The 26,803-nt window shown below is 58.6% G+C and carries 27 protein-coding genes and 1 tRNA gene; 9 read left to right on the forward strand and 19 right to left on the reverse strand.

Translation table 11 applies throughout. The features are described from left to right. Positions 1–120: 120 nt before the first annotated feature. Positions 121–1,179, reverse strand: coding sequence for a quinolinate synthase NadA (gene nadA, locus LT42_RS14100; protein WP_037014017.1), 1,059 nt, complete (start codon positions 1,177–1,179; stop codon positions 121–123). A 39-nt stretch (positions 1,180–1,218) separates the two neighbouring features. On the opposite strand from nadA, the gene LT42_RS25945 reads away from it, so the two are divergent. From LT42_RS25945 to LT42_RS25740, 5 genes are all read left to right on the forward strand, one after another. Further along, positions 1,219–1,386 carry a hypothetical protein gene (locus LT42_RS25945; protein WP_160176720.1) on the forward strand — a complete coding sequence of 56 codons (168 nt, stop codon included), beginning with the start codon at positions 1,219–1,221 and terminating at the stop codon, positions 1,384–1,386. Between the two features lie 27 nt (positions 1,387–1,413). After that, a complete protein-coding gene (locus LT42_RS14105) occupies positions 1,414–3,273 on the forward strand; it encodes an ABC transporter ATP-binding protein (protein WP_037014019.1) in 1,860 nt (619 codons plus the stop codon). Positions 3,274–3,420: 147 nt separating this feature from the next. Beyond that, complete coding sequence (locus LT42_RS14110; RefSeq protein WP_037014022.1) at positions 3,421–4,023, forward strand: TetR/AcrR family transcriptional regulator; 603 nt, start codon at positions 3,421–3,423, stop codon at positions 4,021–4,023. 453 nt (positions 4,024–4,476) lie between these two features. Beyond that, on the forward strand, positions 4,477–5,166 hold the full coding sequence (locus tag LT42_RS14115) for a type 1 glutamine amidotransferase domain-containing protein (protein ID WP_037014031.1): 690 nt from the start codon (positions 4,477–4,479) through the stop codon (positions 5,164–5,166). Positions 5,167–5,242: 76 nt separating this feature from the next. Then, positions 5,243–5,608 (forward strand): hypothetical protein, encoded by a 366-nt coding sequence (locus LT42_RS25740; RefSeq protein WP_152597677.1) that lies wholly within the window; start codon positions 5,243–5,245, stop codon positions 5,606–5,608. A gap of 413 nt (positions 5,609–6,021) precedes the next feature. Here the strand turns inward: LT42_RS25740 and LT42_RS14120 are convergent, their stop codons facing one another. From LT42_RS14120 to LT42_RS25315, 5 genes are all read right to left on the reverse strand, one after another. Then, the gene (locus tag LT42_RS14120) at positions 6,022–7,419 is read right to left on the reverse strand and encodes an NAD-dependent succinate-semialdehyde dehydrogenase (RefSeq protein ID WP_037017289.1); all 1,398 of its coding nucleotides are present in this window, start codon (positions 7,417–7,419) and stop codon (positions 6,022–6,024) included. A 106-nt stretch (positions 7,420–7,525) separates the two neighbouring features. Then, entirely contained in the window at positions 7,526–8,335 is an 810-nt protein-coding gene (locus LT42_RS14125; RefSeq protein WP_037014033.1) for a helix-turn-helix transcriptional regulator, read from the reverse strand. Positions 8,336–8,388: 53 nt separating this feature from the next. Beyond that, positions 8,389–10,416, reverse strand: coding sequence for an FIST N-terminal domain-containing protein (locus tag LT42_RS14130; protein ID WP_037014037.1), 2,028 nt, complete (start codon positions 10,414–10,416; stop codon positions 8,389–8,391). Between the two features lie 277 nt (positions 10,417–10,693). Beyond that, positions 10,694–11,386 carry a type 1 glutamine amidotransferase domain-containing protein gene (locus LT42_RS14135; protein ID WP_037014040.1) on the reverse strand — a complete coding sequence of 231 codons (693 nt, stop codon included), beginning with the start codon at positions 11,384–11,386 and terminating at the stop codon, positions 10,694–10,696. 175 nt (positions 11,387–11,561) lie between these two features. Then, the gene (locus tag LT42_RS25315; RefSeq protein ID WP_081955392.1) at positions 11,562–11,927 is read right to left on the reverse strand and encodes a hypothetical protein; all 366 of its coding nucleotides are present in this window, start codon (positions 11,925–11,927) and stop codon (positions 11,562–11,564) included. A gap of 207 nt (positions 11,928–12,134) precedes the next feature. Between LT42_RS25315 and LT42_RS14145 the strand changes: the two genes are divergently transcribed. From LT42_RS14145 to LT42_RS14160, 4 genes are all read left to right on the forward strand, one after another. Continuing rightward, positions 12,135–12,638, forward strand: coding sequence for a sigma-70 family RNA polymerase sigma factor (locus LT42_RS14145; protein WP_037014047.1), 504 nt, complete (start codon positions 12,135–12,137; stop codon positions 12,636–12,638). Further along, positions 12,635–13,612, forward strand: coding sequence for a FecR domain-containing protein (locus LT42_RS14150; RefSeq protein WP_037014049.1), 978 nt, complete (start codon positions 12,635–12,637; stop codon positions 13,610–13,612). The genes LT42_RS14145 and LT42_RS14150 overlap by 4 nt, the downstream gene beginning before the upstream one ends. Positions 13,613–13,829: 217 nt before the next feature. Beyond that, complete coding sequence (fecA, locus tag LT42_RS14155) at positions 13,830–16,178, forward strand: TonB-dependent Fe(3+) dicitrate receptor FecA (protein WP_037014051.1); 2,349 nt, start codon at positions 13,830–13,832, stop codon at positions 16,176–16,178. A gap of 201 nt (positions 16,179–16,379) precedes the next feature. Beyond that, complete coding sequence (locus LT42_RS14160) at positions 16,380–17,006, forward strand: glutathione S-transferase family protein (RefSeq protein WP_037014054.1); 627 nt, start codon at positions 16,380–16,382, stop codon at positions 17,004–17,006. A 234-nt stretch (positions 17,007–17,240) separates the two neighbouring features. On the opposite strand, the gene LT42_RS14165 is transcribed toward LT42_RS14160, so the two are convergent. The 13 genes from LT42_RS14165 to ruvC all read right to left on the reverse strand — a co-directional run bounded on the left by LT42_RS14165 (position 17,241) and on the right by ruvC (position 26,688). Continuing rightward, positions 17,241–17,316: transfer RNA gene (locus tag LT42_RS14165), tRNA-Lys, on the reverse strand. Positions 17,317–17,379: 63 nt separating this feature from the next. Continuing rightward, complete coding sequence (queC, locus tag LT42_RS14170) at positions 17,380–18,054, reverse strand: 7-cyano-7-deazaguanine synthase QueC (RefSeq protein ID WP_162835407.1); 675 nt, start codon at positions 18,052–18,054, stop codon at positions 17,380–17,382. Positions 18,055–18,069: 15 nt separating this feature from the next. Then, the gene (queE, locus tag LT42_RS14175) at positions 18,070–18,717 is read right to left on the reverse strand and encodes a 7-carboxy-7-deazaguanine synthase QueE (protein ID WP_037014060.1); all 648 of its coding nucleotides are present in this window, start codon (positions 18,715–18,717) and stop codon (positions 18,070–18,072) included. Between the two features lie 179 nt (positions 18,718–18,896). After that, positions 18,897–19,715, reverse strand: coding sequence for a tol-pal system protein YbgF (ybgF, locus tag LT42_RS14180; RefSeq protein ID WP_037014062.1), 819 nt, complete (start codon positions 19,713–19,715; stop codon positions 18,897–18,899). Between the two features lie 6 nt (positions 19,716–19,721). After that, positions 19,722–20,225 carry a peptidoglycan-associated lipoprotein Pal gene (gene pal, locus LT42_RS14185; RefSeq protein WP_037014065.1) on the reverse strand — a complete coding sequence of 168 codons (504 nt, stop codon included), beginning with the start codon at positions 20,223–20,225 and terminating at the stop codon, positions 19,722–19,724. A gap of 53 nt (positions 20,226–20,278) precedes the next feature. Next, the gene (tolB, locus tag LT42_RS14190) at positions 20,279–21,559 is read right to left on the reverse strand and encodes a Tol-Pal system beta propeller repeat protein TolB (protein WP_191944987.1); all 1,281 of its coding nucleotides are present in this window, start codon (positions 21,557–21,559) and stop codon (positions 20,279–20,281) included. Between the two features lie 17 nt (positions 21,560–21,576). Next, positions 21,577–22,668 carry a cell envelope integrity protein TolA gene (tolA, locus tag LT42_RS14195; RefSeq protein ID WP_037014070.1) on the reverse strand — a complete coding sequence of 364 codons (1,092 nt, stop codon included), beginning with the start codon at positions 22,666–22,668 and terminating at the stop codon, positions 21,577–21,579. Next, positions 22,668–23,132, reverse strand: coding sequence for a protein TolR (tolR, locus tag LT42_RS14200; protein WP_037014073.1), 465 nt, complete (start codon positions 23,130–23,132; stop codon positions 22,668–22,670). Before tolR ends, tolA begins: the two co-directional genes overlap by 1 nt. 14 nt (positions 23,133–23,146) lie before the next feature. Then, complete coding sequence (gene tolQ / locus LT42_RS14205) at positions 23,147–23,842, reverse strand: protein TolQ (RefSeq protein ID WP_037014076.1); 696 nt, start codon at positions 23,840–23,842, stop codon at positions 23,147–23,149. Further along, entirely contained in the window at positions 23,832–24,302 is a 471-nt protein-coding gene (ybgC, locus tag LT42_RS14210; protein ID WP_037014078.1) for a tol-pal system-associated acyl-CoA thioesterase, read from the reverse strand. The genes tolQ and ybgC overlap by 11 nt, the downstream gene beginning before the upstream one ends. Before the next feature lie 136 nt (positions 24,303–24,438). Next, complete coding sequence (gene ruvB / locus LT42_RS14215; protein ID WP_037014080.1) at positions 24,439–25,494, reverse strand: Holliday junction branch migration DNA helicase RuvB; 1,056 nt, start codon at positions 25,492–25,494, stop codon at positions 24,439–24,441. Then, positions 25,495–26,103, reverse strand: coding sequence for a Holliday junction branch migration protein RuvA (gene ruvA, locus LT42_RS14220; RefSeq protein WP_037014085.1), 609 nt, complete (start codon positions 26,101–26,103; stop codon positions 25,495–25,497). It abuts the gene before it with no gap. 60 nt (positions 26,104–26,163) lie between these two features. Further along, on the reverse strand, positions 26,164–26,688 hold the full coding sequence (ruvC, locus tag LT42_RS14225; RefSeq protein WP_037014090.1) for a crossover junction endodeoxyribonuclease RuvC: 525 nt from the start codon (positions 26,686–26,688) through the stop codon (positions 26,164–26,166). Between the last annotated feature and the right edge of the window lie 115 nt (positions 26,689–26,803).

Here is a 26,803-nt window from a genome sequence, read left to right on the forward strand (position 1 = left end):
ATCCGCTTGTCGCTTGTAGGACTGGCTTCAGCCGGGAAAGGCCAGGAGGACATTTGGGATTTGCTATCTAGCGAGTGACGCCTTCCCGGCTGAAGCCGGTCCTACTTTGAACACGCCGTGTCAGGCATTTCCCGTGTTCCTCATGCGCGCCGCCTGAGTGAAGTCGAGCATGCGCTGCAACGGCCGAACGGCGTGGGGGATAACTGCCGGGTCGACGAATATCTCGTTGGTGCCTTCGCGCAAACACTCAAGCGTACGCGCCAAGGTGTTCATCGCCATCCAGGGGCAATGCGCGCAACTGCGGCAAGCCGCGCCATTGCCCGCCGTCGGCGCTTCGATGAACGTCTTGTCGGGGCACAGCTGTTGCATCTTGTAGAAGATGCCGCGATCGGTGGCAACGATGAACATTGAATTGGGCAACGTTTGCGCCGCCTTGATCAACTGGCTGGTAGACCCCACCGCGTCAGCGAGATCAATGACGGACTCAGGTGACTCGGGATGCACCAGAATCGCTGCATCGGGGTACAACGCCTTCATGTCTTCCAACTGACGGGACTTGAACTCCTCGTGAACGATGCAGGCGCCGTCCCACAACAACATGTCGGCACCGGTCTGACGCTGAATGTAACGACCCAGGTGCTTGTCAGGTGCCCAGATTATTTTTTCACCGTTGTCCATGAGGCTTTCGACGATTTCCAGCGCGCAGCTGGAGGTCACCACCCAGTCGGCCCGCGCTTTCACGGCGGCTGAAGTGTTGGCGTAGACCACCACGGTACGGTCGGGGTGCTGATCGCAGAACGCGGAAAAATCCTCGACGGGGCAGCCCAGATCCAGGGAGCACGTGGCGTCCAGCGTTGGCATCAGAACGCGTTTCTCGGGGGTAAGAATTTTCGCGGTTTCCCCCATGAAGCGCACGCCGGCGACCAGAACAGTTTTCGCCGGATGGTTTTTGCCGAACCGCGCCATCTCCAGAGAGTCGGAAACACAACCCCCTGTTTCTTCGGCCAACGCTTGAATGACCGGGTCGCAGTAATAGTGAGCCACCAGCACAGCGTCCCGCGCCTTGAGCTCGGCCGCAATCAACTGGCGGTACCGGGCCTCTTCTTCCTCGCTCAGGGTTCTGGGCTGCCTGGCGTCCAGATGCGCCTGGACCAGGAGGCGTTCGGAGATGTGTGTCATGGGCAATAACCTGAATGCGCATGCGGACGGAAGGTCCGCATGATTGAAATCGGCAGGAAAAGTAGCACGGCATCCGTTGAGCGATCACTTAACAGCAGGCCGTTGAATGAAGCGTTCGAAATCGCAGGAGAGTCATTTATTAAAGAGACAAAGCTCGCCGCATTGCCTGCGAAACCCGCAAGCCAGCCAATCGATGGCAGAATCTGATTCACTGGACAGTTTTTGGAGACCTTCATGCTGGGCGTATTTGAACGACGGCTCGACCCCTTCCCCCCCGATGAAGCACCGCCCCCACCGGTGGGGCTGGCCCGTTTTCTGTGGGCCTGCACCCGCGGCGCCCGGGGTTACATCCTCATGTTCGCGGTGCTCAGTGCGTGCGTTTCGCTTTATGAGGCCTGGCTGTTTTCGTTTCTCGGGCAGGTCGTCGACCTTCTTTCGACATGGAAAGCCGGAGGCGTCGCTGCTGAACAGGAAAGTCGGGCGCTGTGGGGCATTGGCATTGTGCTGGTCGTCAGCATTGGCCTGGTTGCATTGCGCACCATGGTTCAGCATCAGGTGCTGGCGATCAACCTGCCGCTGCGACTGCGCTGGGACTTTCACCGCTTGATGCTGCGGCAGAGCCTGTCGTTCTTCTCCGATGAGTTTTCCGGCCGGGTCACCACCAAGGTGATGCAGACCGCGCTGGCGGTGCGGGAAGTACTCTTCACTCTGATTGAAATCGCGCCCGGCATCGGTGTGTATTTCCTGGCAATCATCGCCCTGGCAGGCGGCTTTGCCCTGAAGCTCATGCTGCCGTTCATTGCCTGGATCGTCCTGTTCGGGTTGGCGATGCTGTACTTCGTGCCGCGCCTGGGCAAAGTCGGCCAGGAGCAGGCCAACGCCCGCTCTTCGATGACGGGGCGAATCTCGGACGCCTACACCAACATCACCACCGTGAAACTGTTTTCCCACTCCAAGCGTGAGGCGCATTTTGCGCGCGCAGCCATGGAGGACTTCAAGCAAACCGGCTTCCGCCAGATGCGCCTCGTCAGCCAGTTCGAGATCGTCAATCAGGCGCTGGTGGTAGCGCTTATTCTCGGCGCCGGCGGTTATGCCTTGTGGCTGTGGCACCAGGGTGACGTAGGGACCGGCGCCGTGGCGGCCATCACCGCCATGGCGTTGCGCATCAACGGCATGTCCCACTGGATCATGTGGCAAATGACCTCGCTGTTCGAGAGCATCGGCACGGTGCAGGACGGCATGGCGACCTTGACCCAGGGGCCGAAGGTGCAAGACGCGCCTGATGCAAGCGTGCTGGTGACTACCGGTGGTGCGGTCACTTTCGATAACGTCAGCTTCAACTACAACGGCGAGCGTCAGGTGCTGGACGGCCTGAGCCTGGCTATCCGTCCGGGCGAGAAGATTGGTCTGGTGGGCCGTTCCGGCGCGGGTAAATCCACGCTCATCAACTTGCTGCTGCGTTTCTATGATGTGGACAGCGGGGAGATCCGCATCGATGGCCAAAACATCAAACAGGTCACGCAAGACAGCCTGCGCAGTGCTATCGGCATGGTCACGCAGGACACGTCGCTGCTGCATCGCTCGATTCGCGACAACATTGCCTATGGCCGCCCCGACGCGACCGACGAAGAAATCCGCGCTGCCGCAGCCAACGCTCAGGCCGACGGATTCATCAGTCAGCTCAGCGACAAGCAGGGTCACAGTGGTTACGACACCTTGGTGGGTGAGCGCGGTATCAAGCTTTCGGGAGGCCAGCGCCAGCGTGTAGCCATTGCCCGCGTGATGCTGAAGAACGCGCCGATCCTGCTACTTGATGAAGCCACAAGTGCGCTGGACTCCGAGGTCGAAGTGGCGATTCAGGAAAGCCTGGACGAGATGATGAAAGGCAAAACCGTGATCGCGATCGCCCACCGTTTGTCGACCATCGCAGCCATGGACCGACTGATCGTAATGGACGATGGGCGCATCATCGAGCAGGGCACACACACCGAGTTACTGGCCAGGAACGGTACCTACGCCCGGCTTTGGCACCATCAGAGCGGCGGGTTTCTGGGTGAGGATCAGGGAGTAGCCGAGGGCGCGGATCACATCTAGCCCCTTTTGATCCAGCGTCCGCCCTCTCGGCACGACGGCTTTTCAACGGAGCCGTCGGCCACCTCTTGCAACTGCCGCGTGCGCTGACCTGCGCGTCCATCAGATTCCGCTAGTAGACCGACTTACTAGGATGTATTCTCCGACACCATGACTACTCTCACTGCACGCGGTTCATCTGATGTCCGTCAAGGAATCCTCGACGTCGGCCAGCGTCTCATGGCCGCCAAAGGGTATTCCGCTGTCGGTCTGAACGAGCTTCTGGCCACCGCCGGCGTACCGAAAGGCTCCTTCTACCATTACTTCGGTTCGAAGGACGCCTTTGGCGAGGCTTTGCTTGAAAACTACTTCGACGATTACCTCGCGGACATCGACCGCATTCTCGGCGAGCCCGGTTTGACCATGGGCGAACGCTTGATGAATTACTGGCGGGTCTGGCAGAACACCCAGTCGTTCGAGAACTGCCAGGGCAAATGCCTTGCTGTGAAGCTCGGCGTGGAAGTGGCCGATCTTTCGGAATCGATGCGCGCCGTTCTCAAGCGCGGGACTTCCGGGATCACTGACCGCCTGGGCAGCGCGATTGAGGCCGGCGTTGCCGACGGCTCACTGCCCGCCTGCGAGCATCCCTATGCCGTTGCGCAAAGTCTCTACCAGCTTTGGGTCGGCGCCAGCGTAATGGTCAAGATTGAGAAGAGCCTCGCCCCGTTCGAGACTGCAATGGCCTCGACGCGCGCAATATTGCGGCTTGCCTGAACAGGCACCGCTAGCCTGGATATCCATTCTCCGATCTCGACTTTTCTTCATCTGAGCCCAGACTGTGTCCTGCTCTAGGGCCGGTCTTTGCTCGCCGGTAACCAACCTTCTCCCACGACCCCTGACCAGCATAAAAATATTTTGAAATATCTATAGACGACTGGTCTACTCAGAGTTAAGGTGTACCCACATTGACCCGCCATGAGGACTGACGTGATGAAGATCAGGACAACGCTTACTGCGCTTGCAACCTCACTCACATCGCTGGCGGATGCAGGCGTCCCTTCAGCTCACCCCGCTGCATCGCTTACTGCCAAGACAGTGGGTGATCAAAGCGGCTAACCAAGCTCTTTTTTGCCCACTTCTTAGACGACTGGTCTATTAACGTTCCACCTACTGTTCCACAACTTTGACTGCGCAGCAGTCTTCAACTCAGCTAAAAAGGAATACACGATGAAAGTGCTTATGGTTCTGACTTCTCACGACACCCTTGGCAACACTGGTCGTCCGACCGGTTTCTGGCTTGAAGAACTGGCCGCGCCCTATTACGCGTTCAGCGACATCAATGCCGAGATCATTCTGGCTTCACCAAAAGGTGGTCAGCCTCCGCTGGACCCGAAAAGCAACGAGCCTGACTTCCAGACCGACCTGACGCGTCGATTCGAAAAAGACGAAAAAGCCACCGCTCAACTCGCCAACACCGTGCGCCTGGACAGCGTCTCCCAGGCAGATTTTGACGCTGTGTTTTATCCGGGTGGCCATGGCCCATTGTGGGATCTGGCTGAAGACCAAAACTCCATTCAATTGATCGAGTCGTTCATCGCGGCACATAAACCGGTCGCAGTCGTATGCCACGCGCCTGGTGTCCTGCGTCATGTGAAAAACGCCGACGGCACGCCGCTGGTCGATGGCAAGAAAGTCACCGGTTTTGCCAACAGCGAAGAAGAAGCCGTCGGCCTGACTGATGTCGTACCTTTTCTGGTCGAAGATGCTCTCAAATCGCTGGGCGGCGTCTACTCGAAAGGCCCGGACTGGGGCTCTTACGTGCTGACTGACGGCCTGCTCATCACCGGCCAGAACCCGGCGTCTTCAGGCCCGGCGGCAGACGTACTGATCAAGGCACTGCAAAACAAATCAGCCTGATGCACAGCCAAGGGCGAGAGGTGTGCGCACCTCTCTCTTCCAACACCTCTAGCGAGATCAACGCCATGAACTGGTAATGAACGGATTCATCCAAGCCCAGGCCCGACTTTATGTCGGGCTTTGTCGTTTGATCGCGGCGTTGACAGCCTCTGGTACATCACAGGAACCCGAACATACTTCAAGGGAACAGGCGCGGCACAGCGCCGCTCTGGCGTTGAAACGATCATCGCCCGCCCCTTCTATTACTGTGCAAACACCTTTGTATGCCGGTCAGCGACGGACAGATGCTTCGCCTGACAAGCTCCTGTTTACTGCTGGTAAAACACTTCAACGTCATAACGCACTCAACCTGACGGTACTCGGACCCACGCGCGCAGACCATGGTCGCAATAGCGATCTTGTGATGGCGGACGACGCGGGAGCAGATATCGAAGACGCCTGATCCCACAGACGGATGCCTAGGGCAAGCCGTTGCAATCTGGCTGGAAGTATCCACGCCGACCAACTGGGTACTGAGGGTTTCGCCAGCGTTACGGTCTAACGCCCACAAACAGCGCCGACAAACATGGGCGTAGCGAGACCAGCACGCCATCAGCGCAGCGTAGGACTCACTGCCTGACGGGTCTCGCGACAAGCTGTGTCGCCGCGCTTCAGGATCTGATTGAGGCCTATGCAGACGCACACTGAGACGCCGCGCCCATCGAACTGATAGGCCTGACCCCGCCGACCTGCACCCCATCAGCTGAATCAGGCGCGGCCGAATGGCAGGCATAAAAAAGCCGTCGCACGTGCGACGGCTTTTTGCAGCGTGGGCGGTTACAGAGCTCCACCCACGCTGATATCGCTCACTGGATATCAGTCAACGCTTTTGGCCCAGACAGCCTGCGCGTTAGTGAACTCGCGCAGGCCGAAGTGCGAGAGTTCGCGGCCATAGCCGCTCTTCTTGACGCCGCCCACCGGGATACGCGCATTGGTGGCCGGGAAACCATTGATGAACACGCCACCGGTCTCCAGACGACGGGCGATGCGCTGGGCCCGCGCGATGTCCTGGGTCCACAGGCTGCCGCCCAAACCATAATCGCTGGTGTTGGCCAGCACGATGGCTTCTTCCGCATTCGCAGCGACAGTGATGGCTGCCACCGGGCCAAATGTTTCTTCATCAAAGGCCGCCATGCCTGGCGCCACATCGCCCAGCACGGTAGGTGCATAAAAGTTGCCCGGGCCGTCAATCTTGTGCCCGCCCAGCAGCAAAGTCGCGCCAGCGGCGAGTGTGCGTTGCACCTGGCCATCAAGCTCGTCACGCAAATCGGCACGGGCCATAGGGCCGACATTATTTGCGCTGTCGAGCGGGTCACCGACCTTCAGTTGCTCAACCGCCGCGACGAATTTGCGCGTGAATTGCTCGGCTATTGGCGCTTCAAGGATAAAGCGTTTGGCGGCCAGGCAGACCTGACCGGCATTCTGAAAGCGTGCTTCGACGGCCGCTTTCACTGCCAGGTCAATGTTGGCGTCGGCCAGAACGATGAACGCATCCGAACCGCCCAGTTCCAACAGGCTTTTCTTGAGCGCCTTGCCGGCAGTGGCCGCCACCGCCGAACCAGCGCGCATGCTGCCGGTCAAGGTCACGGCCGCGATGCGTGGGTCTTCAATCGTGCGGGCGACCGTTTCGTTATCGGCAATGAGGTTGGTGAACAACCCTTTAGGGAAGCCAGCGGATTCATAGGCCTCTTGCAACGCATAAGCCGAGCCCATCACGTTCGGTGCATGCTTGAGCATGAAGCCGTTGCCCGACAGCATGATCGGCCCGGAAGCGCGAATCACCTGCCACAGCGGGAAATTCCAGGGCATCACCGCCAGCACAGTGCCAATCGGCAAAAACGAAACGTGGACCTCATCCTCGCCCTCTACCTTGACCGGCTCGTCGGCGAGAATCGCTGGGCCGTTATCGGCAATCCACTCGATCGTGGCGGCGCATTTCTCCACCTCCCCTCGCGCGGCGCCCAGGGTCTTGCCCATCTCGGCAGTGATCAACGCAGCAAAGGACTCCGAGCGCTCGCGCAGCGTGGCGGCCAGACGGCGATAAGCCAATACTCGCTCGGCCATCGGCGTGGCGCGCCAGAGGCGAAAAGCCGCACCGTTGGCATCAAGCAATTGCTCGACTTCGCTCTGCGTCTGGAAAGGATAGGTGGCGATCAGCTCGCCGGTAGCGGGGTTGCGCGACGTGGCGACATTTGGCGTAGAGATCGAGCTCAAATCAGACATGGTCATTACCTCGTTTGGCGGTCGGTGCAGCACTTTTGCGCTGCGATGACCGTCACTCTAGGTAAGCCCGGAAAGGCCAGGAAGGCGTGTTGTTATCCTATGACCGTGAGTCATAGGCAGTGTGGCGCGGGATGTAGGTCACCAGCGACAAGTCCGGTCGCCCCTCGGGTGTCAGGGCGACGTAGGTGAAATCGATATAGCCGCTGATGGGATGCAACAGGCGCTTGCGGCCTTCTTCGAATCCTTTGACTTCGGTGTCCTGCCACCACTCCTGAAACTCGGGGCTGAGGGCGGAGAGCTCTTCAACCAGACTGTCGAACGGTGCCTTGTCCTGAGCCAGCGCGCGTGAAGCCCGAAACGCACTGATCATGCCTCGGGCCATCTGTTCCCAGTCAAGGATGATGGTCCGGTACGGGATATACAAAAACAACAGACGCAACGTGTTGCGCTCATGAGGCTGCAGCGAGCCGTAATCCACGAACAGCTCGGCGATGGCGTCGTTCCACGCGAGGATATCCAGGCGGGCGTTGCGAACATAGGCGGGGATGGGATTGACCGCGCGCACCAGCATTTCCAGGCCGGCGGTCACCCCTCCCCCGGTTGGCGCGGTCGGCACCTCAAGCGCAGAGAGCGCATACAGGTGAGCGGACTCCACACGATCCAGCTTGAGCACCTTGGAGATCCGTTGCAGCGCATCCGGAGAAGGCTGAATGTCCCGGCCCTGTTCGAGCCAGGTGTACCAGCTGACACTCACGCCAGCCAAAGCCGCGACTTCCTCGCGACGCAATCCCGGGGTCCGACGCGGTCCTTCAGGCAAACCGAAATCTTTCGGATCAAGCCGCGCGCGGCGGCTGGAGAGAAACTTGCCGAACTCGCGTCGCTGTTCAATGGACGGTCTTTTTGCCATAACTCACTCGTGGTCCCGGTTTTTGTCGATTACCGACAAGCAGGCATCGTGGGTCAAGGTCTGGCGTGGGTCAAGCCGGTCAATGTGTCAGCGATGGCCTTGGTCCGCCGAGCAGTGCCTTCGGTGGCCTGACTGGAGTGTTCCAGCGTGTCGAGCATTTCGCGCAAGGCACTCACGCCGGTGGACTGGTCCTCGATCTGCTGCGCCACGCGCTGGATCTCGCTTGAGAGCAAATCGATATCAACGCCGATTTCTGCGGCATTCTTGCGCGTGATTTCCGCCAGCTTGCGCACCTCGTCCGCCACGACCGCAAAGCCGCGACCCAAATCACCCGCCCGTGCTGCCTCAATGGCTGCGTTGAGGGCAAGAAGATTGGTCTGGCCGGCGATCTGCTGGATCACTTGTACGATCGATTGAATACGCAGGCTTGACCCGGCCAGCGCACGCGCGCCGACCACCGCTTCGTCCGCCTGGCTGGCCAGTGCTTCAACCGTGCTGCCGGCATTCGCCGACACCGCGTTCTGTTGGTCTATGGTGCCTGCCAGATCGTCCATCGACAGGTGTAACTCGCCAGAATAGTGCTTGATTTGAGTGGACATCTCTTCCTGCTGCTGGCCGGCTTGAGCCAAAACGCGACCCAGTGCAGCCAGGCCTTCGAAAACCGGCAACACCTTGGTGTCCAACCCACGGGTATCCAGCGCATTGTTGAAATCGTTCAGCTTGAAGGACTCGATCTGCTTCACGATAACGTGGTTCAGGCCGACCATTTTCTTCAACTGGCGGCGCAGGAAAAACGCCTTGAACTCGCCATAGTGCGCAATGAAGCGATCAACATACTCGTCCGCGAAAGACGCGCCTTTCGCCACTCTGAAAAAGAAGATCGCCGTGAGCGTCTGGTTGAGGTTCAGGCCCAGAATTTCACCGAACGTCGAGAATCCCACCAGAGGCACATCCCCAAACAATCCGGCCATGCTGCCCAGATCCTTGCCGTTGTTCGCCCTGCGCAAGATGCAGTCATTGAGGATGGCGGCGACGGGTTGCCCGCCCTTGCCCCTGAGGAACTGCTCATAATCGACGCGCGTGGCTTCGCGCAACGGGGTGCGTTTGACCATCACCAATTCTTCGCCAGGTGCCACGTCGCAGAACAGTTGGATGATTTGCTGTGCATGGTCGATCCGCGCAATGGAACGCACAAACAACTCATCGCCCACCCGAATGGCAAACGAGTAATCCGCGAGGTTCTTTTCCAGCGCCTGGGCATCACAGCTGAATGCATTACACAGGGCCTGCACCATGCTCATGATGTTGCCCTGGCCGTCGATCACCTGATCGATCGTACGATCTTCAACGGACGCGGTCAGAACGCTCAGGGTCAGCCCGGCAGGCTTGAAGTTCTGGCTTTTGAACACGCCGAACCGAATATCGGGGGCGGTCTTGATGAAGACTATTTGCGCATGGTTCTGGTAGCTGCGCTTGCCGTCGTGAATGAGCGTCTTCTTGAAATCCGATTTGCCCCCGGCCGAGCCGCCTACAAAGAGGCAGGGAAAACGACCGGACTCATACAGCGCTTCCATGAAGAACGATTCGGATGCCGACAGCCCGTCGAACACCACATAGGCGAGGGTGTCGCGATGATCAATGCTGGTGGTCACCTGAGCGCGGCGGATGTTGCCGACCAGCTTATCAATGCGCTCGCGCATCTCCATTCGCTTGCCGCCGCTGCGTATGTCTTCGCACTCCAGCGGCACCATCACCACCTCGGCCGAGGCAATCACGCTTCGTTCGAACAGCTGCAACACGATGCGATCCCAGCGATCTCCGGTGGCGCAGTACAGGCTGCCAGAACTGTTGCACAGCTCGCCCGAGGTGGTGCACAGGCTGAGTGTGCTGTCGGGGAAGCGTTGCTTGATGCGCGCGGCGATCTGGTCGATGTCCAAATGCGGCGAGACAAAACCTGTGACCAGAACGGGCATTGAACGCACCCCTGCCAGGACACGGTCGAGTTCGCCTGCCGTGCAGTTAAGGCTGATCGCTCCCTGGCCGCTGGCTCGGGATCGATTTAAGAGGTTGAATGGGTTCATCGCTGGCTCACTAGAAAGGATTGCGGTGCGTAGCCATGGCGTACGCAACGCTTTTTTCTGTATCGGCTGTGGGAAAGCCGACTTGAAGCGAGGGCGCGGGCACTGGTCGGGTGAACAACGGGGGGATGCTTAGGGCGGTACGGCGAGGGGGATACGGCGGCGGGTGGTGTCGATGGGGTTCGCGTTCAGGTGCAAGCGTTGTTAACGCAGAGGCCAGGACGCCGCTCGCTGCGCACATTCTGCCTGGCCTGCACAGGGGCAGGCCAGGCAGGCTGGATCAGTCCGCCTGTTCCTGGGCCAGGCGCTTGAGCAGTGCCTCAGCCGCGGCTTCGGACGAAGCCGGGTTCTGACCGGTGATCAAATGGCCGTCTTCCACCACATAGCTGGCCCAATCTGCAGCTTTGGAATAAAGGGCACCTTTTTCCTTGAGCATGTCTTCGACCAGAAACGGCACGACCTCGGTCAGGCCGGCGGCTTGCTCCTCAGAGTTGGTAAAGCCTGTGACCTTCTTCCCATGCACCACTGGATGGCCGTCAGGTGTGCAGACGTTCTTAAATACCCCAGGCGCGTGGCAAACGGCAGCAATCGGCTTATTGGCAGCGTAGAAAGCTTCGATCAGCACTTTGGAATCCAGATCTTCAGCCAGGTCCCACAGCGGGCCGTGGCCACCCGGGTAAAACACGGCGTCGAAATTGTAGGGATCGATTTCGCCCAGCGGCAGCGTATTTGCCAGGGCCGCCTGCGCATTGCTGTCTGCCTTGAAGCGGCGCGTGGCTTCGGTCTGGGCATCGGGCTCGTCGCTTTTTGGGTCCAGCGGCGGCTGTCCGCCCTTTGGCGACGCCAAGGTGACCTGGGCGTTTGCGTCTATGAAGGTGTAATACGGCGCCGCGAATTCTTCGAGCCAAAACCCGGTCTTTTTACCGGTGTCGCCGAGCTGATCGTGCGATGTAAGAATCATAAGAACGTTCATGCGAGCCTAGTCTCCCTGCGAATGGCGCAGCACAGAGTCGCGCCGCGTTATTGTCAGAGACCTTGTCGAGGCAGATGTTCAAGTTGATTGACGCAGCCCGGCTCTGTCCCTGCGTTCGGCGCTTATGTTACGACTGCTCGGGCAGGTCGGCATGTCGGGGTTGGACACATCGCCTCTACGCGCCATGAATCCTGGCCAGACGCACACGCCAGTCTCCACCGTCATGACGCAGACACGCTTCTTCGGAATCAAAACGCACGCATCGGACGAGACTCTGAGCCTCCACGTCAATCTTGCTCAACGCCGCGGCGGTCAGTTCACGCATTCGTGCGTCCTGCCCTACAGCGATCGCTTGTTCCTTGTTTGCCTCAGTATCGAAAACCCATATAACCCGCAGGCTTTGCTGGAACTGCGCATGGTCTACCGCGTGAGTAAGCCATTCGAAGCCAGGGATTTCAGCCGCGGCAGTCTCGCAGGCCTCAGTCAGCGTGGCGGCGAGGCGACGCTCAACACGCGCTATGTCACGTTTGCTTGACGACATGAAAGCTCCAAAAGGGGATGACGCTCGTGGGAAGGCCAGCGCCGTGATTCAGTGATCGCGCAACCTATCAGCATGCGTGTAGCAAGCGAGAGGCAAATGCGCGCACAGGACGAGAGACGGACCTTATTTGAATGATAAATATTCTCATACGCAGCAGAGTCTGACAGAATCCATGCCCCGCACGAATCCCCTGGATCGCTCTTCCCGATGTCTCTCGTCCACCCTGCCCTTGCACACACCGTAGACGGCCTGTTCCGGGCGCATAACGCCTGGTTGACGGGTTGGTTGAGGCGCAAGCTCGGCTGCCCCCACAGCGCAGCTGATTTGGCGCAGGACACGTTCATCAAAGTCCTGGTCTCCCGCAGTGCACAGCAAATTGAAGAGCCGAGAGCGTTCCTGACCACGGTAGCGCGGCGGGTGCTGTGCAATTACTACCGGCGTCAGGACCTTGAACGCGCCTATTACCAGACACTTGCAGAACTGCCTGAAGGCGTTATGCCGTCTGAGGAAGAAAAGGCAATCATTCTTGAAACCCTTGTGGAACTCGATCAGCTACTGGACGGGCTTCCTGTTCCCGTGAGGCGCGCTTTTCTGATGTCCCAAGTCGATGGTTTGAGCCACGGCGATATCGCCAGTGCGCTTGGCATTTCCATCGCAACGGTCAAACGCCATATCAATAAGGCTGCGTTGCGCTGCTATTTCGCCCTATGAACCCCAACGGCGATTCCCTCAATAAGTCCGATATCCCGCCTGAAGTAGCGCAGCAGGCCATCGACTGGCTGCTGGAGACGCAAGAAGGGCCTTTAAGCGCAGCTCGCCAGAAGGCCTGGCAGGTCTGGCTCAATGGCAACGCCGAGCATCAGCGGGCATGGGCGCATATACAGCGGGTCAATCAACGCCTGAGCGGTCTTTCCTCACCGCTCGCACATGCGGCGCTGGGTGCGCCCAACTCCAAGGGGCGACGCCATGCCCTCAAACTGCTGTTGCTGCTGGGGGCGGGCTCCGTCGCGGGTCTGAGCCTGCGTGACCAGTTTGCGCTGCAGCCCCTGCTCGCGGACTACAACAGTGGCGTAGGCGAACAGCGCAACGTATCCCTGGGGGATGGCAGCCGGATTCAGCTGAACACTGCCAGCGCCGTGGATGTGGAATTCAATGCACAGCAGCGTCGGATACGGTTGCTGTCCGGAGAAATCCTTGTGACCGATTCGGTGGACCCTCGCCCGCTGAGCCTCCTGACTGCCGAAGGCAACATCAACGTCGCGACCGCCTCCAGTCGTATCAATCTGCGTCAGTTCAAGGGCCGCACGCAACTGGCGGTGTTCGCTGGAACAGTTGAGCTGCAAGTCGCTGACCAGGCGAGACCTGGCCTTATCTTGCAAGCGCAGCAACAGGTGACGTTTAGCCGCACTGCATGGGGAAGCATACAACCGCTGGACGCCGGCAGCGGAGCCTGGACCCACGGCATGCTTGTCGCGTCGAGCATGAAGCTGGGCGACTTCCTTGACGAGCTGTCGCGTTACCGCCGTGGCCGTCTGAACTGCGATGTGAACGTGGCCAACCTGCTGATCTCCGGCACTTACCCAGTGGCTGACAGCGAACGCATTCTCGACACGCTGGAAACCGTCTTGCCTGTGCATGTGCAGCGTTTTACTCGCTATTGGGTCAACGTGCAGGCGCGGGGTTAAGTCCCCGCTCGTCGTTCAGCGAGACGCCAGGCGTCCGCGCCGCAGGTTGAGCGGAGCATGGCGACTCGCAGCTCGACGCGATTCCTCAGCGCGGGAGAGGCAGTTTTCCGCGGCGGAACCGCGCTACGCAAAGAATTTTGAAAATCCGTGAGCCGTATCGCGTCCTTCGCGTGACAGACAGGTAAGCACTCTAATCTTCCCGCCAAAGGAATCCTGCATGTCAGCCCGCCCCACACAGCCCTCCCCTTTGGGACGCACGTTGCGCCACATCATTTTTAGCGCAAGCTTTTCGCTGGGTAGCCTCTCGATAGCCCATGCCGCCGAGACGGGGCCCAAAGCCTATGACATCGCCCCGAGTGAACTGGAAACGGCGTTGAATCAGTTTGGTCGGGAATCAGGCGTCCTGATCTCGTATGGCTCACAGGTCGCCAGCGGCCTGAGGAGTCGCGGCCTCCAAGGTCAATACACACCCGGGCAAGGTCTGGCCGCGTTGCTTGAAGGCACGGGTCTTCAAGCCGTTGCCGATGGGAATAATGGCTTTACCGTGCAAGCTGCCAGTGCATCTGCCGCACCGATCGAGTTGGGGGTATCAACGGTAGTCGGCGACTGGCTGGGTGAAGCGCAGCAGATCAATGTTTTCGAACACCCTGGCGCACGAGACGTCGTTCGCCGCGAGGAATTCGAGCGCGCAGGTGCCACCTCGGCACGTGATGTGCTGAACCGCGTGCCCGGCGTCAACGCTCCGGAAAATAACGGCACCGGCAGCCATGACATGGCACTGAATTTCGGTATTCGCGGCCTCAATCCGCGCCTGGCGACGCGCTCGACCGTCTTGATGGATGGCATCCCGGTACCCTTCGCGCCGTACGGCCAGCCTCAGTTGTCATTCGCGCCGATCAGCATGGGCAACATGGATGCAGTGGACGTCGTGCGCGGCGGCGGCGCGGTGCGCTACGGCCCCCAAAACGTGGGCGGCATCGTTAACTTCGTGACCCGAGCCATCCCCGACGAAGCCACGCTCAAGGGCGGCGTTCAGACCGAGACCAGTCCAGGCTCCAGCCATGACGGCTTCAAAACCACCGGTAACCTGTTGGCCGGGGGGACTGCTGATAACGGTATGGGCGGGGCGATTCTCTATTCCGGCGTTCGCGGCGGCGACTGGCGCGAGCACAGCGACACGCAAATTGATGACCTGATTCTCAAGGGTAAATACCAGATTGATGAGGCCAACAGCCTGAACGCGATGGCTCAGTACTACGATGGCGAAGCCCAGATGCCGGGCGGCCTCAGCGTCGCGGACTACGATGCCGATCCGTATCAATCGACGCGTCTGAAAGACAAGTTCTGGGGCCGACGCACACTGCTCAACGTTGGTTATCGCTACGAGCAGGACGCGCGGGTCTTCACCGCCAACACATTCTTCACCGAGACGCTGCGCAGCGGTTATCTGGACCAAGGCAGCTTTGTGTCTCTGTCGCCCCGAGAATATTGGGTGCGTGGTCTGGAAACCCGTCTATCCCAGGGCTTCGCGGTGGGGGAGTCTTCGCATGAGGTCGGCATCGGCTATCGCTACGTGAACGAAGCAGGTCATGAGATGCGCTATCGTGAGCCGGTAAATGGTGACTTGCCCACAACTGCCAGCCGCAACGACCGTGACACCCGTGGCGCGACCGAGGCTCATGCATTTTATATTGACGACCGAATCGACATCGGCAAATGGACCGTCACCCCAGGCATTCGCTACGAGATGATCGACACTGCTCAAAACAACAACCTGAGCGGTGTCAAATACCAGGGCGACTACAACACAGCACTCCCTGCACTGAACGTGCTTTACCACCTGACCGACAGCTGGAATCTGTACGCCAATACCGAGGGCTCGTTCGGAAGCGTGCAATACAGCCAGATGCCCAACCGCGTAACCGGCGGCGAAGTGAAGCCGGAGAAGGCGCGGACATGGGAGCTCGGCACCCGCTATGACAACGGTAACCTGCGGGCCGAGATCGGGACGTTCCTGATCAACTTCGACAACCAGTACGACAGCAACCAGACAAACGACACCATTATCGCGCGCGGCGAGACACGCCATCAGGGGATCGAATCGAGCATCAACTACGCTCTGGACGCCTTGACGCCTGCCTTGGCGGGTTACGACATCTATGCAACCTATGCCTTCGTCGACGCTACGATCCGAGAAAATGGCCCCAACAAAGGCAACCGTGTGCCGTTTTCGTCAAAGCACAAGGGCACGATGGGAGTGAGTTACACAGGGGGCCCATGGAAGTTGAACCTGGACGGCTCGTTTCAGAGCAGTCAGTTTGCCGACAATGCCAACACTTCGGACGAAAGCGCTGACGGCAGTACCGGGCGCATTCCCGGCTACATGGTGTTCAGCAGCCGCGCCGGCTACGACTTCGGCCCTCAGCTGTCTGATTTGAATGTTGCAGTTGGCATCAAAAATATGCTCAACCGCCAGTACTACACTCGCTCGTTCGACGATAACAACCGAGGCAAATACGTCGGGGAGCCCCGTACGGTTTACGTACAGACTTCAGTTGCGTTTTGACCCTTCGGCAGATCAACCCCACGGGTGCTGCAGCGGCATTGCCGGTTTGGATTCCTCATCCAGGCTGGCACTGTCAGAGCCAGCATGCACGCTGTCTGTCAACGCAGGGTCTTGCTATCGCGCGTACAGATGACAATCGTTTAGAACCCCCGTGCGCCTGAGCAGTCTTCCCTAGGTACTCACCGTCTCAAGGGAGACCTCATGATCATCGTTCACCATCTCAACAATTCCCGCTCGCAGCGTATTTTATGGCTACTGGAGGAGCTGGCGCTGCCCTACGAGATCAAGCACTACCAGCGAGACGCCAACACCAACCTCGCTCCGGCTGAACTGAAAGCCATTAACCCGCTGGGCAAATCACCGGTTATTGAGGATGGCCCTCATGTGCTGATCGAGTCCGGCGCTATCGTCGATTACCTGATCCGCCGCCATGGCAACGGCCAGCTGCAACCCGACCCAAGCACTGCGACGTACGACGAGTACGTGCAATGGCTGCACTTCGCAGAGGGTTCGGCCATGCTGCCGTTGATGCTTAACCTATATGTTGGGCGCCTCGGGGAAGCCGGCAAGCCGCTGCAACCGCGGATCGAATCCGAGCTGGCCAATTATCTGGGCTATCTGGAAGCTGCATTGAGTCTTACACCGTACCTGGTGGGTGAAGAACTGAGCGGCGCGGACATCCAAATGAGCTTCATTGGCGAATTTGCCAAATCCCAAGGGATGCTGCAGCACTACCCTAACCTGGAGGCATGGATCGAACGGTTCCAGGCGCGTCCGGCGTATGCCAAGGCAATCGAAAAGGGTGGTGAATACAAGTTCGCGGGATGAGCTCCACACGGTCGGTTCTGTCAGGACGTCGCTAGCACTTCTGCAGAGGTATTCATCCTGGGTCAGCTCGAGCATTTGGATTTGCTCGACTGACGCAGGGCGTCAACGTCAACCTCTGGTGCTGTTTGATGCTCGGCGAAGCTGGAACTGCTCTATGAGCCTTCGCCCACTTTATTTCAGGCAAAAAAAAAATCTGGAAATCCGCATTTTCATGGGCCTTCCAGATTTTCGAAATGGTGGGTCGTGTGGGATTCGAACCTACGACCAATTGGTTAAAAGCCAACTGCTCTACCAACTGAGCTAACGACCCGCTTCGTTGTGGCGCGTATATTACTGATATTTCACAGTAATTCAACACCCGAGTGAAAATATTTTAAAAATAACGCGTAGGGTCCGTGACGCCAGCGGCCGCGAAGCCCTCCGCACGCAGGCGGCAGCTGTCACATTTTCCGCAGGCACGGCCTTGCTCGTCGGCCTGATAGCAGGAAACCGTCAGTCCGTAATCCACACCCAGACGGGTCCCGGCTTTGACGATGTCGGCTTTACTCAGCATCTGCAAAGGCGCACGAATGGTGAAGCCCTGCCCCTCAACGCCTGCCTTGGTCGCAAGGTTGGCCATACGCTCGAAGGCTTCCACAAACTCGGGGCGACAATCAGGGTATCCCGAGTAATCCACGGCGTTGACCCCGATGAAGATGTCTCGGGCTCCCAGTACCTCTGCCCACCCAAGCGCCAGCGACAGGAAAACGGTATTGCGCGCCGGCACGTAAGTCACCGGGATGCCCTCACCCGCCGTCTCCGGCACGGGAATGCTGCTGTCGGTCAATGCCGAACCGCCGATGCCATTCAGATTCAGGCCAATGACTTTATGTTCGATGACGCCCATGTCCGATGCCACGCGCTCGGCCGCCTGCAGCTCGGCGCGATGACGTTGGCCGTAATCGAAACTCATGGTGTAGCAGTCGAAACCATCAGCTTTCGCCATCGCGACCACGGTGGCCGAATCCAGCCCACCGGACAGCAGGATGACCGCTCTTTTGTCACTCATTGATTGTTCACTCATTCAGCGCCCCGGCTCGTCGTTCCAGAGGATCTTGTGCAACTGCAGCTGCAGACGCACCGGAAGGTTGTCGGCCACGATCCAGTCGGCCAGGTCTGTGACGTTCAGATCGCGGTGGACCGGGGAAAACAATACCTCGCCGGCGCGCCGCTCAAGTCCGTACTGGATTATCTTCGATACCGCCCAGTCATAATCTTCCCGCGAGCAGATTACGAATTTGACCTGGTCGTTAGGCGTGAGCAATTCGATATTTTCGTATCGGTTACGCGCTACTTCTTTGGAACCAGGGGTCTTCAAGTCAACGACGCGGCTTACGCGCGTATCAACTTTTGAGATGTCCAGCGCGCCACTGGTTTCCAGGGAAACCTCGTAGCCGGCATCGCAAAGGCGTTGCAGCAGAGGGATGGCGTTCGGCTGAGCGAGGGGCTCGCCACCGGTGACGCAGACGTAACGCGGGCGATAGCTGGCAACTTGCTCCATCAGCGAATCGAGGGTCTGCACGGTTCCGCCGCTAAAGGCGTACTCGCTGTCGCAATAACCGCAGCGCAAAGGGCAGCCAGTCAGACGCACGAAAACCGTGGGCAAGCCTGCTGTGCGCGTCTCGCCCTGCAGCGAATAGAATACTTCGGTGATGCGTAATGTGTCTTGCATAGGGGCCACGGGCGTAACGGCTAAACAGGCCATCCGCCTCCGTCAGGCACTTCAGCACACCCTGCACACGCAGAATCCGCTGAAGCGTAATCAATACCGGAATTTCGGGGGCGGAATTCTAACGAAAAAAGCCGCGCAACGCGCGGCTTTCTTGAATCAGCGGTCAGATTGCGCTGCAATCAGAGACGCTGCAGGTCCCGCTGGGCCAACTGAGCGGCCGAAGTACCGGGATACTGGGCAACGACCTGCTGAAGGATACCCTTCACCTTGTCGGTGTGACCCAGGCGGCGTTCTACGTCTGCCAGCTTGTACAAGGAGTCAGGCACTTTGGCATGTTTGGGGTAAAGCTGACTGACCTTGGCGAATGCCTGACCGGCGCCCTGAAGGTCGCCCTTGGCCAGGTTTACTTCACCCAGCCAATACTGGGCGTTGCCCGCGTACTGGCTGTTTGGGTATTTGCGCAGGAATGCGGCAAACGCCTGGCTGGCTTTGTCAAAATCCTTCGCCTTGATCAGGTCGAAAGCAGCATCGTAGTAGAGCTTTTCTTTCGCCGGGTCGCCGGGTTCACTGCTGGCCTGAGAAGCTTGGGCGGCAGGGGTCGAAGGTGCTCCGCCGGCATTGGCACCGCCGTCGGATGTGGAATTATTGGCAGCTGGTGCAGCAGGTGCGCCGCCAGCTCCTATACGAGAGTCGAGATCCTTGTAACGGTCCAGCGCTTCTTGCTTCATTTGCTGGATGTCGTTCTGCTGGACTTCAACCATTCCGCGTAACCGCGAAATCTCGTCCTGCATTTGCTGCAACTGCATGAACAGCTGACCTTGCGCCGAAGGTGCAGTCGTAGCCGCACCTCCGGCGTAGGCGCCAGCCGTACCATAACCCGACGGCGGATAACTGCTACCAGCAGAGCCAGAGTTGTCATCGACCACAGGAACCGCACCCATCGCTGCAAGAGGAAGGGTGAGAGCCAAAACGGTTAGAGCACGGCGGCACGTTCGCATGTCAAATTACTTACGCAGTTCGACGCGACGGTTTTGAGCCCACGATTGCTCGTCGTTACCGGTAGCAACTGGACGCTCTTCACCGTAGGAAACGATTTCCAGCTGAGCTGGCGAAACGCCCTGCAGAACCAGGTAGCGTTGAACGGCTTTCGCACGACGCTCGCCCAGTGCCAGGTTGTATTCGCGAGTACCGCGTTCGTCAGTGTTACCTTCCAGAACTACGCGAGCGCCGTTGGCTTTCAGGTCTTTGGCGTGAACGTCCAGAGCGCGCATGGCTTCTGGTTTCAGGTCAGAGCTGTCGTATTCGAAGTAGAAAGTGGTGATAGCGCGCAGAGCAGCTTCTTCGCTCAGGCTGCCATCAACAGCACCAGAGTTAGCGCCGTAACCAGCGTTAGGATCTACAGCAGCGCCGCCAGCACCGGCATTGTCGCCGCCTTTGGACGAGCAACCTACAGCTACGGCCATGGCCAGAGCCAGCGCAGCAAATTTACCAAACTTCAGCATTTCCATCGTAAAACTCCTAATGAACCCCAAGTGTGTTAAGTACAACGTAAAGCGCCGCGTCAGTTCAGGTAAGGGGACCAGGAAGGTTCTCTGACTTCGCCTTGAGCGGTAGGAAGCGGGAGCCTTACGCGTCCATTAATGGACACGAGCATCAAGACTCCCCGGCCCTGCTGGCGGGTGGCGTAGATTACCATGGTGCCGTTAGGCGCAACAGTAGGCGACTCATCAAGGTTGCTGTCTGTGAGGATTTTTACGCTACCGCGCTGCAAATCCTGAGCCGCCACCTTGAAGTTAGTGAAGCCATCTTGACGATGGATCATCACAAGCGTCTTTTCATCCGCCGATAACTTAGGGTTGGCGTTGTAGTTACCGATGAAAGTAACGCGCTCTGCCCCCCCGCCATTAATACTGGTTTTATAGATCTGAGGCTTGCCGCCACGATCAGAAGTGAAATAAAGCGTGGACCCGTCTTTACCGAAGAACGGCTCGGTATCAATAGAAGAATCGTTGGTAACTCGCGACAGTTGACGCGACGCCAGATTCATAACGTAGATTTCCGGGTTGCCATCCTTCGACAACACCATCGCCAATTTGCTGCCGTCTGGAGACCACGCAGGCGCGCCGTTCAGGCCTTCGAAATTGGTGATTTGTTCGCGACGACCGGTATCGATGTGCTGAACAAAAATGCGCGGACGCTTCTGTTCGAACGATACATAGGCGATGCGCTTGCCATCCGGCGCAAAGCGTGGCGACAGGATCGGCTCACGCGATTGCAGCAACGTGACTGCCCGCGCCCCATCGTAGTCGGAGCGCTGCAGCGTATAGCGAGTGTTATCCGTCGAGAAACGCTCGGCAGTGACGTACAGCATACGAGTCGAAAACGCGCCTTTGATGCCGGTCAGCTTTTCAAACGACTGGTCGGCGATGTAGTGAGACATATCGCGCAGTTGATCAGCGGTGCCCGAAACGTTACCTGTCAGCACCTGTTGCTCGGTGGCGACATTGAACAGCGCATATTGAACCTGCAGACGACCGCCCGCAGGAACGATGCTGCCGACCATCACGTACTGAGCACCCAGCGCCTTCCAGTCACGGAAGATGACTTCGCTGGCCTGGCTCGGCTGGCTGATCATGTTTTCCTTTGGAATCGGCGAGTAGTAGCCCGAGTTCTGCAGGTCGTTGCCAATGATCTTGGCCATGTCTTCAGGCAGGACGCTCCCACCCTGCAGACCGAACGGCACAACGGCGATAGGCGTCGCACGATCACTGCCGCTTGTTACCAGAATGTTCTTTTCGTCAGCTGCGGCAAATCCCGCTGCGCAACAAAGAACGACAAGCATTCCTCGAAGAAGGTTAATCACAAGGCTAGGTCCTCAGGTGTGAATGTCATCTTGAATGAACGGTAAGGCGCGAAGTCCGAAGGCTTCATCCCCTGCATCTCTGTCAAACGACCAATGTTCTTGACCGCTGCTACAGCTGAACTGTCGAAAGGACCGTCGCCACTGGACTTTGCCACAGTCACCGAAGTGACAGTGCCGTCCGGCAACATGCCGATCTGCAAGACCACTGTCATGCCCTTGCGCGCAGAAGGCGGACGTGCCCAGCCTTCGGCTGCCCGGGAGCGAATCAAATCATCGAAACTGCCCGCAACTTCATCGCCCCGCTCATCTGCCAGCGCCTGTTGGCGTTCCGGCTTGTCGGAAAGCAGATCGGCCAACGCTTGCGCCTTCTTGTCTTCCGCAGATTTGCGAGCGGCATCCTGGGCTTTCTTTTTGGCGTCTTCGGTCGCTTTCTTCTTGGCGTCCTCAGCCGCTTTTTTCTTCGCGTCTTCCGTAGCCTTTTTCTTGGCGTCGTCTGCAGCCTGCTTCTTCGCGTCCTCGGCAGCCTGCTTCTTGGCTTCCTCGGCAGCCGCGCGTTTGGCGTCTTCCTCGGCTTTCTTCTTCGCGTCGTCTTCAGCTTTCTTCTTGGCTATATCAGCCAATTGTTTCTCTTCAGCGACTTTCTTCGCGTCATCCGCTTTTTTGGCTTCGGCTTTCTTGGCATCATCGGCCGCTTTTTTAGCGTCGTCAGCCTTTTTGGCGTCGTCAGCTTTCTTCGCTTCCTCGGCCTTTTGTTCTTCGGCTTTTTGAGCAGCATCGGCTTTCTTTTGTTCCGCCGCCTTCACCGCCTCCTGCTCGACTTTTTTCTGTTCCATCTGTTCGACTTCAGTCTGTCGCGCAGCGGACTTCTTTGCCTCACCGGCCAGCTTCTGGTTGGTCTGGGTAGTGGCCTGACTTTTTGATTTCAACTGATAGAGCGTTGCCTGAACGATCGGCTTGGCTTCGGGAAGCTCAGGCGTCATTGCAAAGCTGACGAACAACAAACCAAAAATCAGGACGTGCAGCCCTACCGCCCAGACGGACGGCCAGAAGTAGCTTTCCGAGGCGGACGGCTCTCGAATCGGCTGCATCAGGGGGCCTCGGTAATCAAACCAACATTCCCGACCCCGGCCTTCTGCAACCCGCCCATCGTGCCCATGACGGCGCCGTAGTCGACGGTCTTGTCACCGCGGATGAAGACCTGGGTCTGCTTGCCCGCATCGCGACCGGCCGCAATGATTTTGGTCACGGCGCTGGTCAACTGGGGCAAGGTCATGGCCTTGTCCATCTGCTTGTCGGTATCGACTTCGCTGCCAAGGTTCCAGTAGTAAGTCTTGTCGGCCTTGATCGAAATCGTCAGGACCTGATTGTTGTTGTCCTGCGGCAAAGCCTCACTGGAGACCTTGGGCAGATCAACTTTCACGCCCTGGTTGATCATCGGAGCAGTGACCATGAAGATGACCAGCAGCACCAGCATCACGTCGATGTAGGGGACCACGTTCATTTCGGCGACCGGCTTGCGCTTGTTGCGTCGGCCGCGAGCGATTAAAGCCATTGGGTAATACCTGCTTATTCTTCGCTGGTGTGCACTTTACGGTGCAGGATCGCCTGGAACTCGTCGGCGAATGTGTAGTAACGACCGATCAGGTTCTCACCACGAGCAGCGAAACGGTTGTAGGCGATGACCGCAGGAATCGCTGCGAACAGACCGATCGCGGTCGCGATCAGGGCTTCGGCGATGCCCGGTGCAACCGTAGCCAGCGTGGCCTGTTGCGCAGTGGCCAGACCGCGGAAGGAGTTCATGATCCCCCAGACGGTGCCGAACAGACCGATATACGGGCTGGTTGAACCGACGGTCGCCAGGAATGGCAGGCTTTGCTCAAGCTTCTCTTCTTCGCGGGAAATCGCAACACGCATGGCGCGCGCAACACCTTCCATGACCGCATCCGGGTCTACCCCGGCCTGCTGACGCAGACGCGAGAATTCCTTGAAGCCTGCGCGGAAGATTTGCTCTACGCCGGAATCCGGATCAGGGTTGCTGCCCGCCTGACGATAGAGCTTGGACAGATCGATGCCTGACCAAAAGCGCTCCTCGAAGCTGTCCAGCGCCCGACGCCCTGCGCGCAACATGGCGCTGCGCTGAAAGATCATGATCCACGAGGTGACCGAGGCGGCCACCAGGATCAGCATTACCAACTGCACAACCACGCTGGCATTGCTGACCAAACTCCACATGGAGGAATGGTCGACGACGTTAGCTTCCACGCTGTATCTCCTGCTCTGAATGTGTCCCCGCGCCGCCCTGCCCGGCAAAGGCCGTACGCAGAGCTTCGGGAATGGCCCGGGGTTTTAAACTGTCGGCGCGCACACACGCCACCAAAAACTGCCCCTCGCAGAGCAGTACATCATCCGCAGCCCGCCTGACCTGTTGCATGAAGCGCAGGCTGGCGCGGTTCAATTCGATTACTTCGGCGCTGATCAGCAGCTCATCGTCCAGCCGCGCAGGCTTGTGGTAACGAGCCTCGCTGGAATGCACGACAAATAACAGGTTCTCGATACCCGCCATTGCGGATTGGGCAAACCCCAACTCCCGCAGTCGCTCGGTTCGAGCCCGCTCCATGAATTTCAGGTAATTGACGTAGTAAACGATGCCGCCGGCATCGGTGTCCTCGTAATAAACGCGACAACGATGTGCGAACGACTGAGCCCCGTTTTGCGCGCGCATACTCTAGTGCTTACTCCTCAGGTTGCCAATCCGGCCAGGCAACTGTTTTCACCGTTTTTGCCGCCAGCAGCACATCACATTTCGGTGACTGCCCGTCTGACCATGAAACACCCGAATAGATCGGTCGATTGTCGAGTTATTCGTCAGGGTCTTCGGCGGGTTCGTCCATGACCGCCCTCTCGCCCATTTTCGATGGAATATTGAGGCCAAAATGCAGATAGGCGTGTCGAGTGACCATGCGACCCCGCGGTGTGCGCATCATATAGCCTTGCTGGATCAAATAGGGTTCCAGCACGTCCTCAATTGTGTGACGCTCTTCGCTAATGGCCGCTGCAAGGTTATCGACGCCAACCGGACCGCCGTCGAATTTTTCGATCATTGTCAGCAGCAGACGTCGGTCCTGATGATCGAAACCACGCTCATCGACGTCCAGCAGGTTCAGCGCAAGGTCTGCAATCGCCTTGGTGATCTCGCCCTTCGCACGCACTTCCGCAAAATCACGCACACGCCTCAGCAGCCGGTTGGCGATACGCGGCGTGCCCCGTGCCCGACGGGCGATTTCAAATGCGCCTTCGTCCTCGATGTAGAGCCCGAGAATTTTTGCCGAGCGCGACACGATGGTCGCCAGATCCGCAGTGCTATAAAACTCAAGACGCTGCACGATACCGAAACGGTCACGCAGCGGATTGGTGAGCATGCCGGCGCGGGTAGTTGCACCGACCAGCGTAAAGGGCGGCAGATCGAGCTTGATGGAGCGTGCAGCGGGCCCCTCACCGATCATGATATCCAGCTGAAAGTCTTCCATCGCCGGATACAGGACCTCTTCCACGATGGGTGAAAGCCGGTGGATCTCGTCGATGAACAGCACATCGTGCGGCTCGAGATTGGTGAGAATGGCAGCGAGGTCGCCAGGTCGCTCAAGCACCGGGCCCGACGTGCTCTTGATCGACACCGACATTTCCTGCGCGATGATATTGGCCAGGGTGGTTTTACCCAGGCCCGGTGGACCGAAGATGAGCGTGTGATCGAGCGCTTCATTGCGGCCGCGAGCAGCCTGAATGAAGAGCTCCATCTGTTCGCGCACGGTAGGCTGGCCGATGTAGTCGGCCAGGCTCAGCGGCCGGATCGCGCGATCCAGTTGCTCGTCACGGTCGCGTCCGGTGGCCGCGATCAGCCGATCAGCATCTATCACTTACAGCATCCCCTTCAATGCGCGGCGAATGAGGTCTTCGCTGCTGAGATTCTTGTCCTTAATCGCAGTCACGGCCTTGCTCGCCTCCTGGGGTTTGTACCCCAGGGAGATCAACGCGCTGACGGCATCCGACTCGGCAGTCGCCACCGGAACAGGCGCACCCGGGCCGTCCGATACCAGTGCAAACGTACCCGGCAAGGCGTCCCAGGCCTTGAAGCGATCTTTGAGTTCTACCAGCAAACGCTCGGCAGTCTTCTTGCCTACGCCCGGCACGCGGGTCAGTGCCGAGGTATCCTGCGCCTGAACGCAACGCACCAGCTCATCCACCTCAAGCGTCGACATCAAGGCCAACGCCAGCTTGGGGCCGACGCCGTTGAGGCGTATCAACTCGCGGAACATCTCGCGGTCACGTTTTTCGTAGAACCCGAACAGCAGGTGAGCGTCTTCCCGTACCACCAGGTGAATATGCAGCGTCACGGTCTCGCCCAGATGCGGCAGGCGATAAAGCGTGGTCATGGGCACTTCGACTTCATAACCCACACCGTTGACATCCAGTACCAGATGCGGCGGCTGCTTTTCGACCAACGTACCGCGTAGACGTCCAATCACGAATAAATCCTTTCCAGATGCCCGTCGCTGCGACGGACCGGGCTAGCGCAAATAATTTCATCAGAGCCGCAAGCGGCCGCCACGACTGCGCGCGGTATTGAGGCCGTGGGGAATGAGGCTTGATCGGGTATGGGCGTGGCACATGGCAATTGCCAGCGCGTCCGACGCATCCACCTGCGGTTTAGTGGTCAGCTTGAGCAGGTGCATGACCATCATCATCACCTGATCCTTGTTTGCCCCGCCCGTTCCCGAGACGGCCTGCTTGACCTGAGTTGCAGTGTATTCGGCAATTTCCAGGCCTTCTTCGGCACCCGCTACAATCGCAGCGCCGCGTGCCTGGCCCAGTTTGAGGGCGGAATCGGGGTTACGCGCCATGAACACTTTTTCAATGCCCATCGTCACCGGCCCGTAGGTCTGGATGACCTCGCGCACGCCGCGATAGACAATTTGCAGCCGCTCGTGAAGCAAACCGGTGCCCGTTCGGATGCATCCCGATGCCACGTACTCGCAGCCGCGCCCCGTATCACGCACTACGCCAAAGCCGGTTATTCGCGAACCGGGATCGATACCTAAAATAAGAGTCATAACGCCTGCAGCTTGAGAGGTGACGCGAACCGTTGGATGCAGCATAAAGGCAGAAGCCGGAGGCCGATAGCGATGATGATCAACGCTTCGTGCGCTCCGGCCTCAAGTTCCGACT

Source organism: Pseudomonas lutea (genome assembly GCF_000759445.1).
In the GTDB taxonomy this organism is placed as follows: domain Bacteria; phylum Pseudomonadota; class Gammaproteobacteria; order Pseudomonadales; family Pseudomonadaceae; genus Aquipseudomonas; species Aquipseudomonas lutea.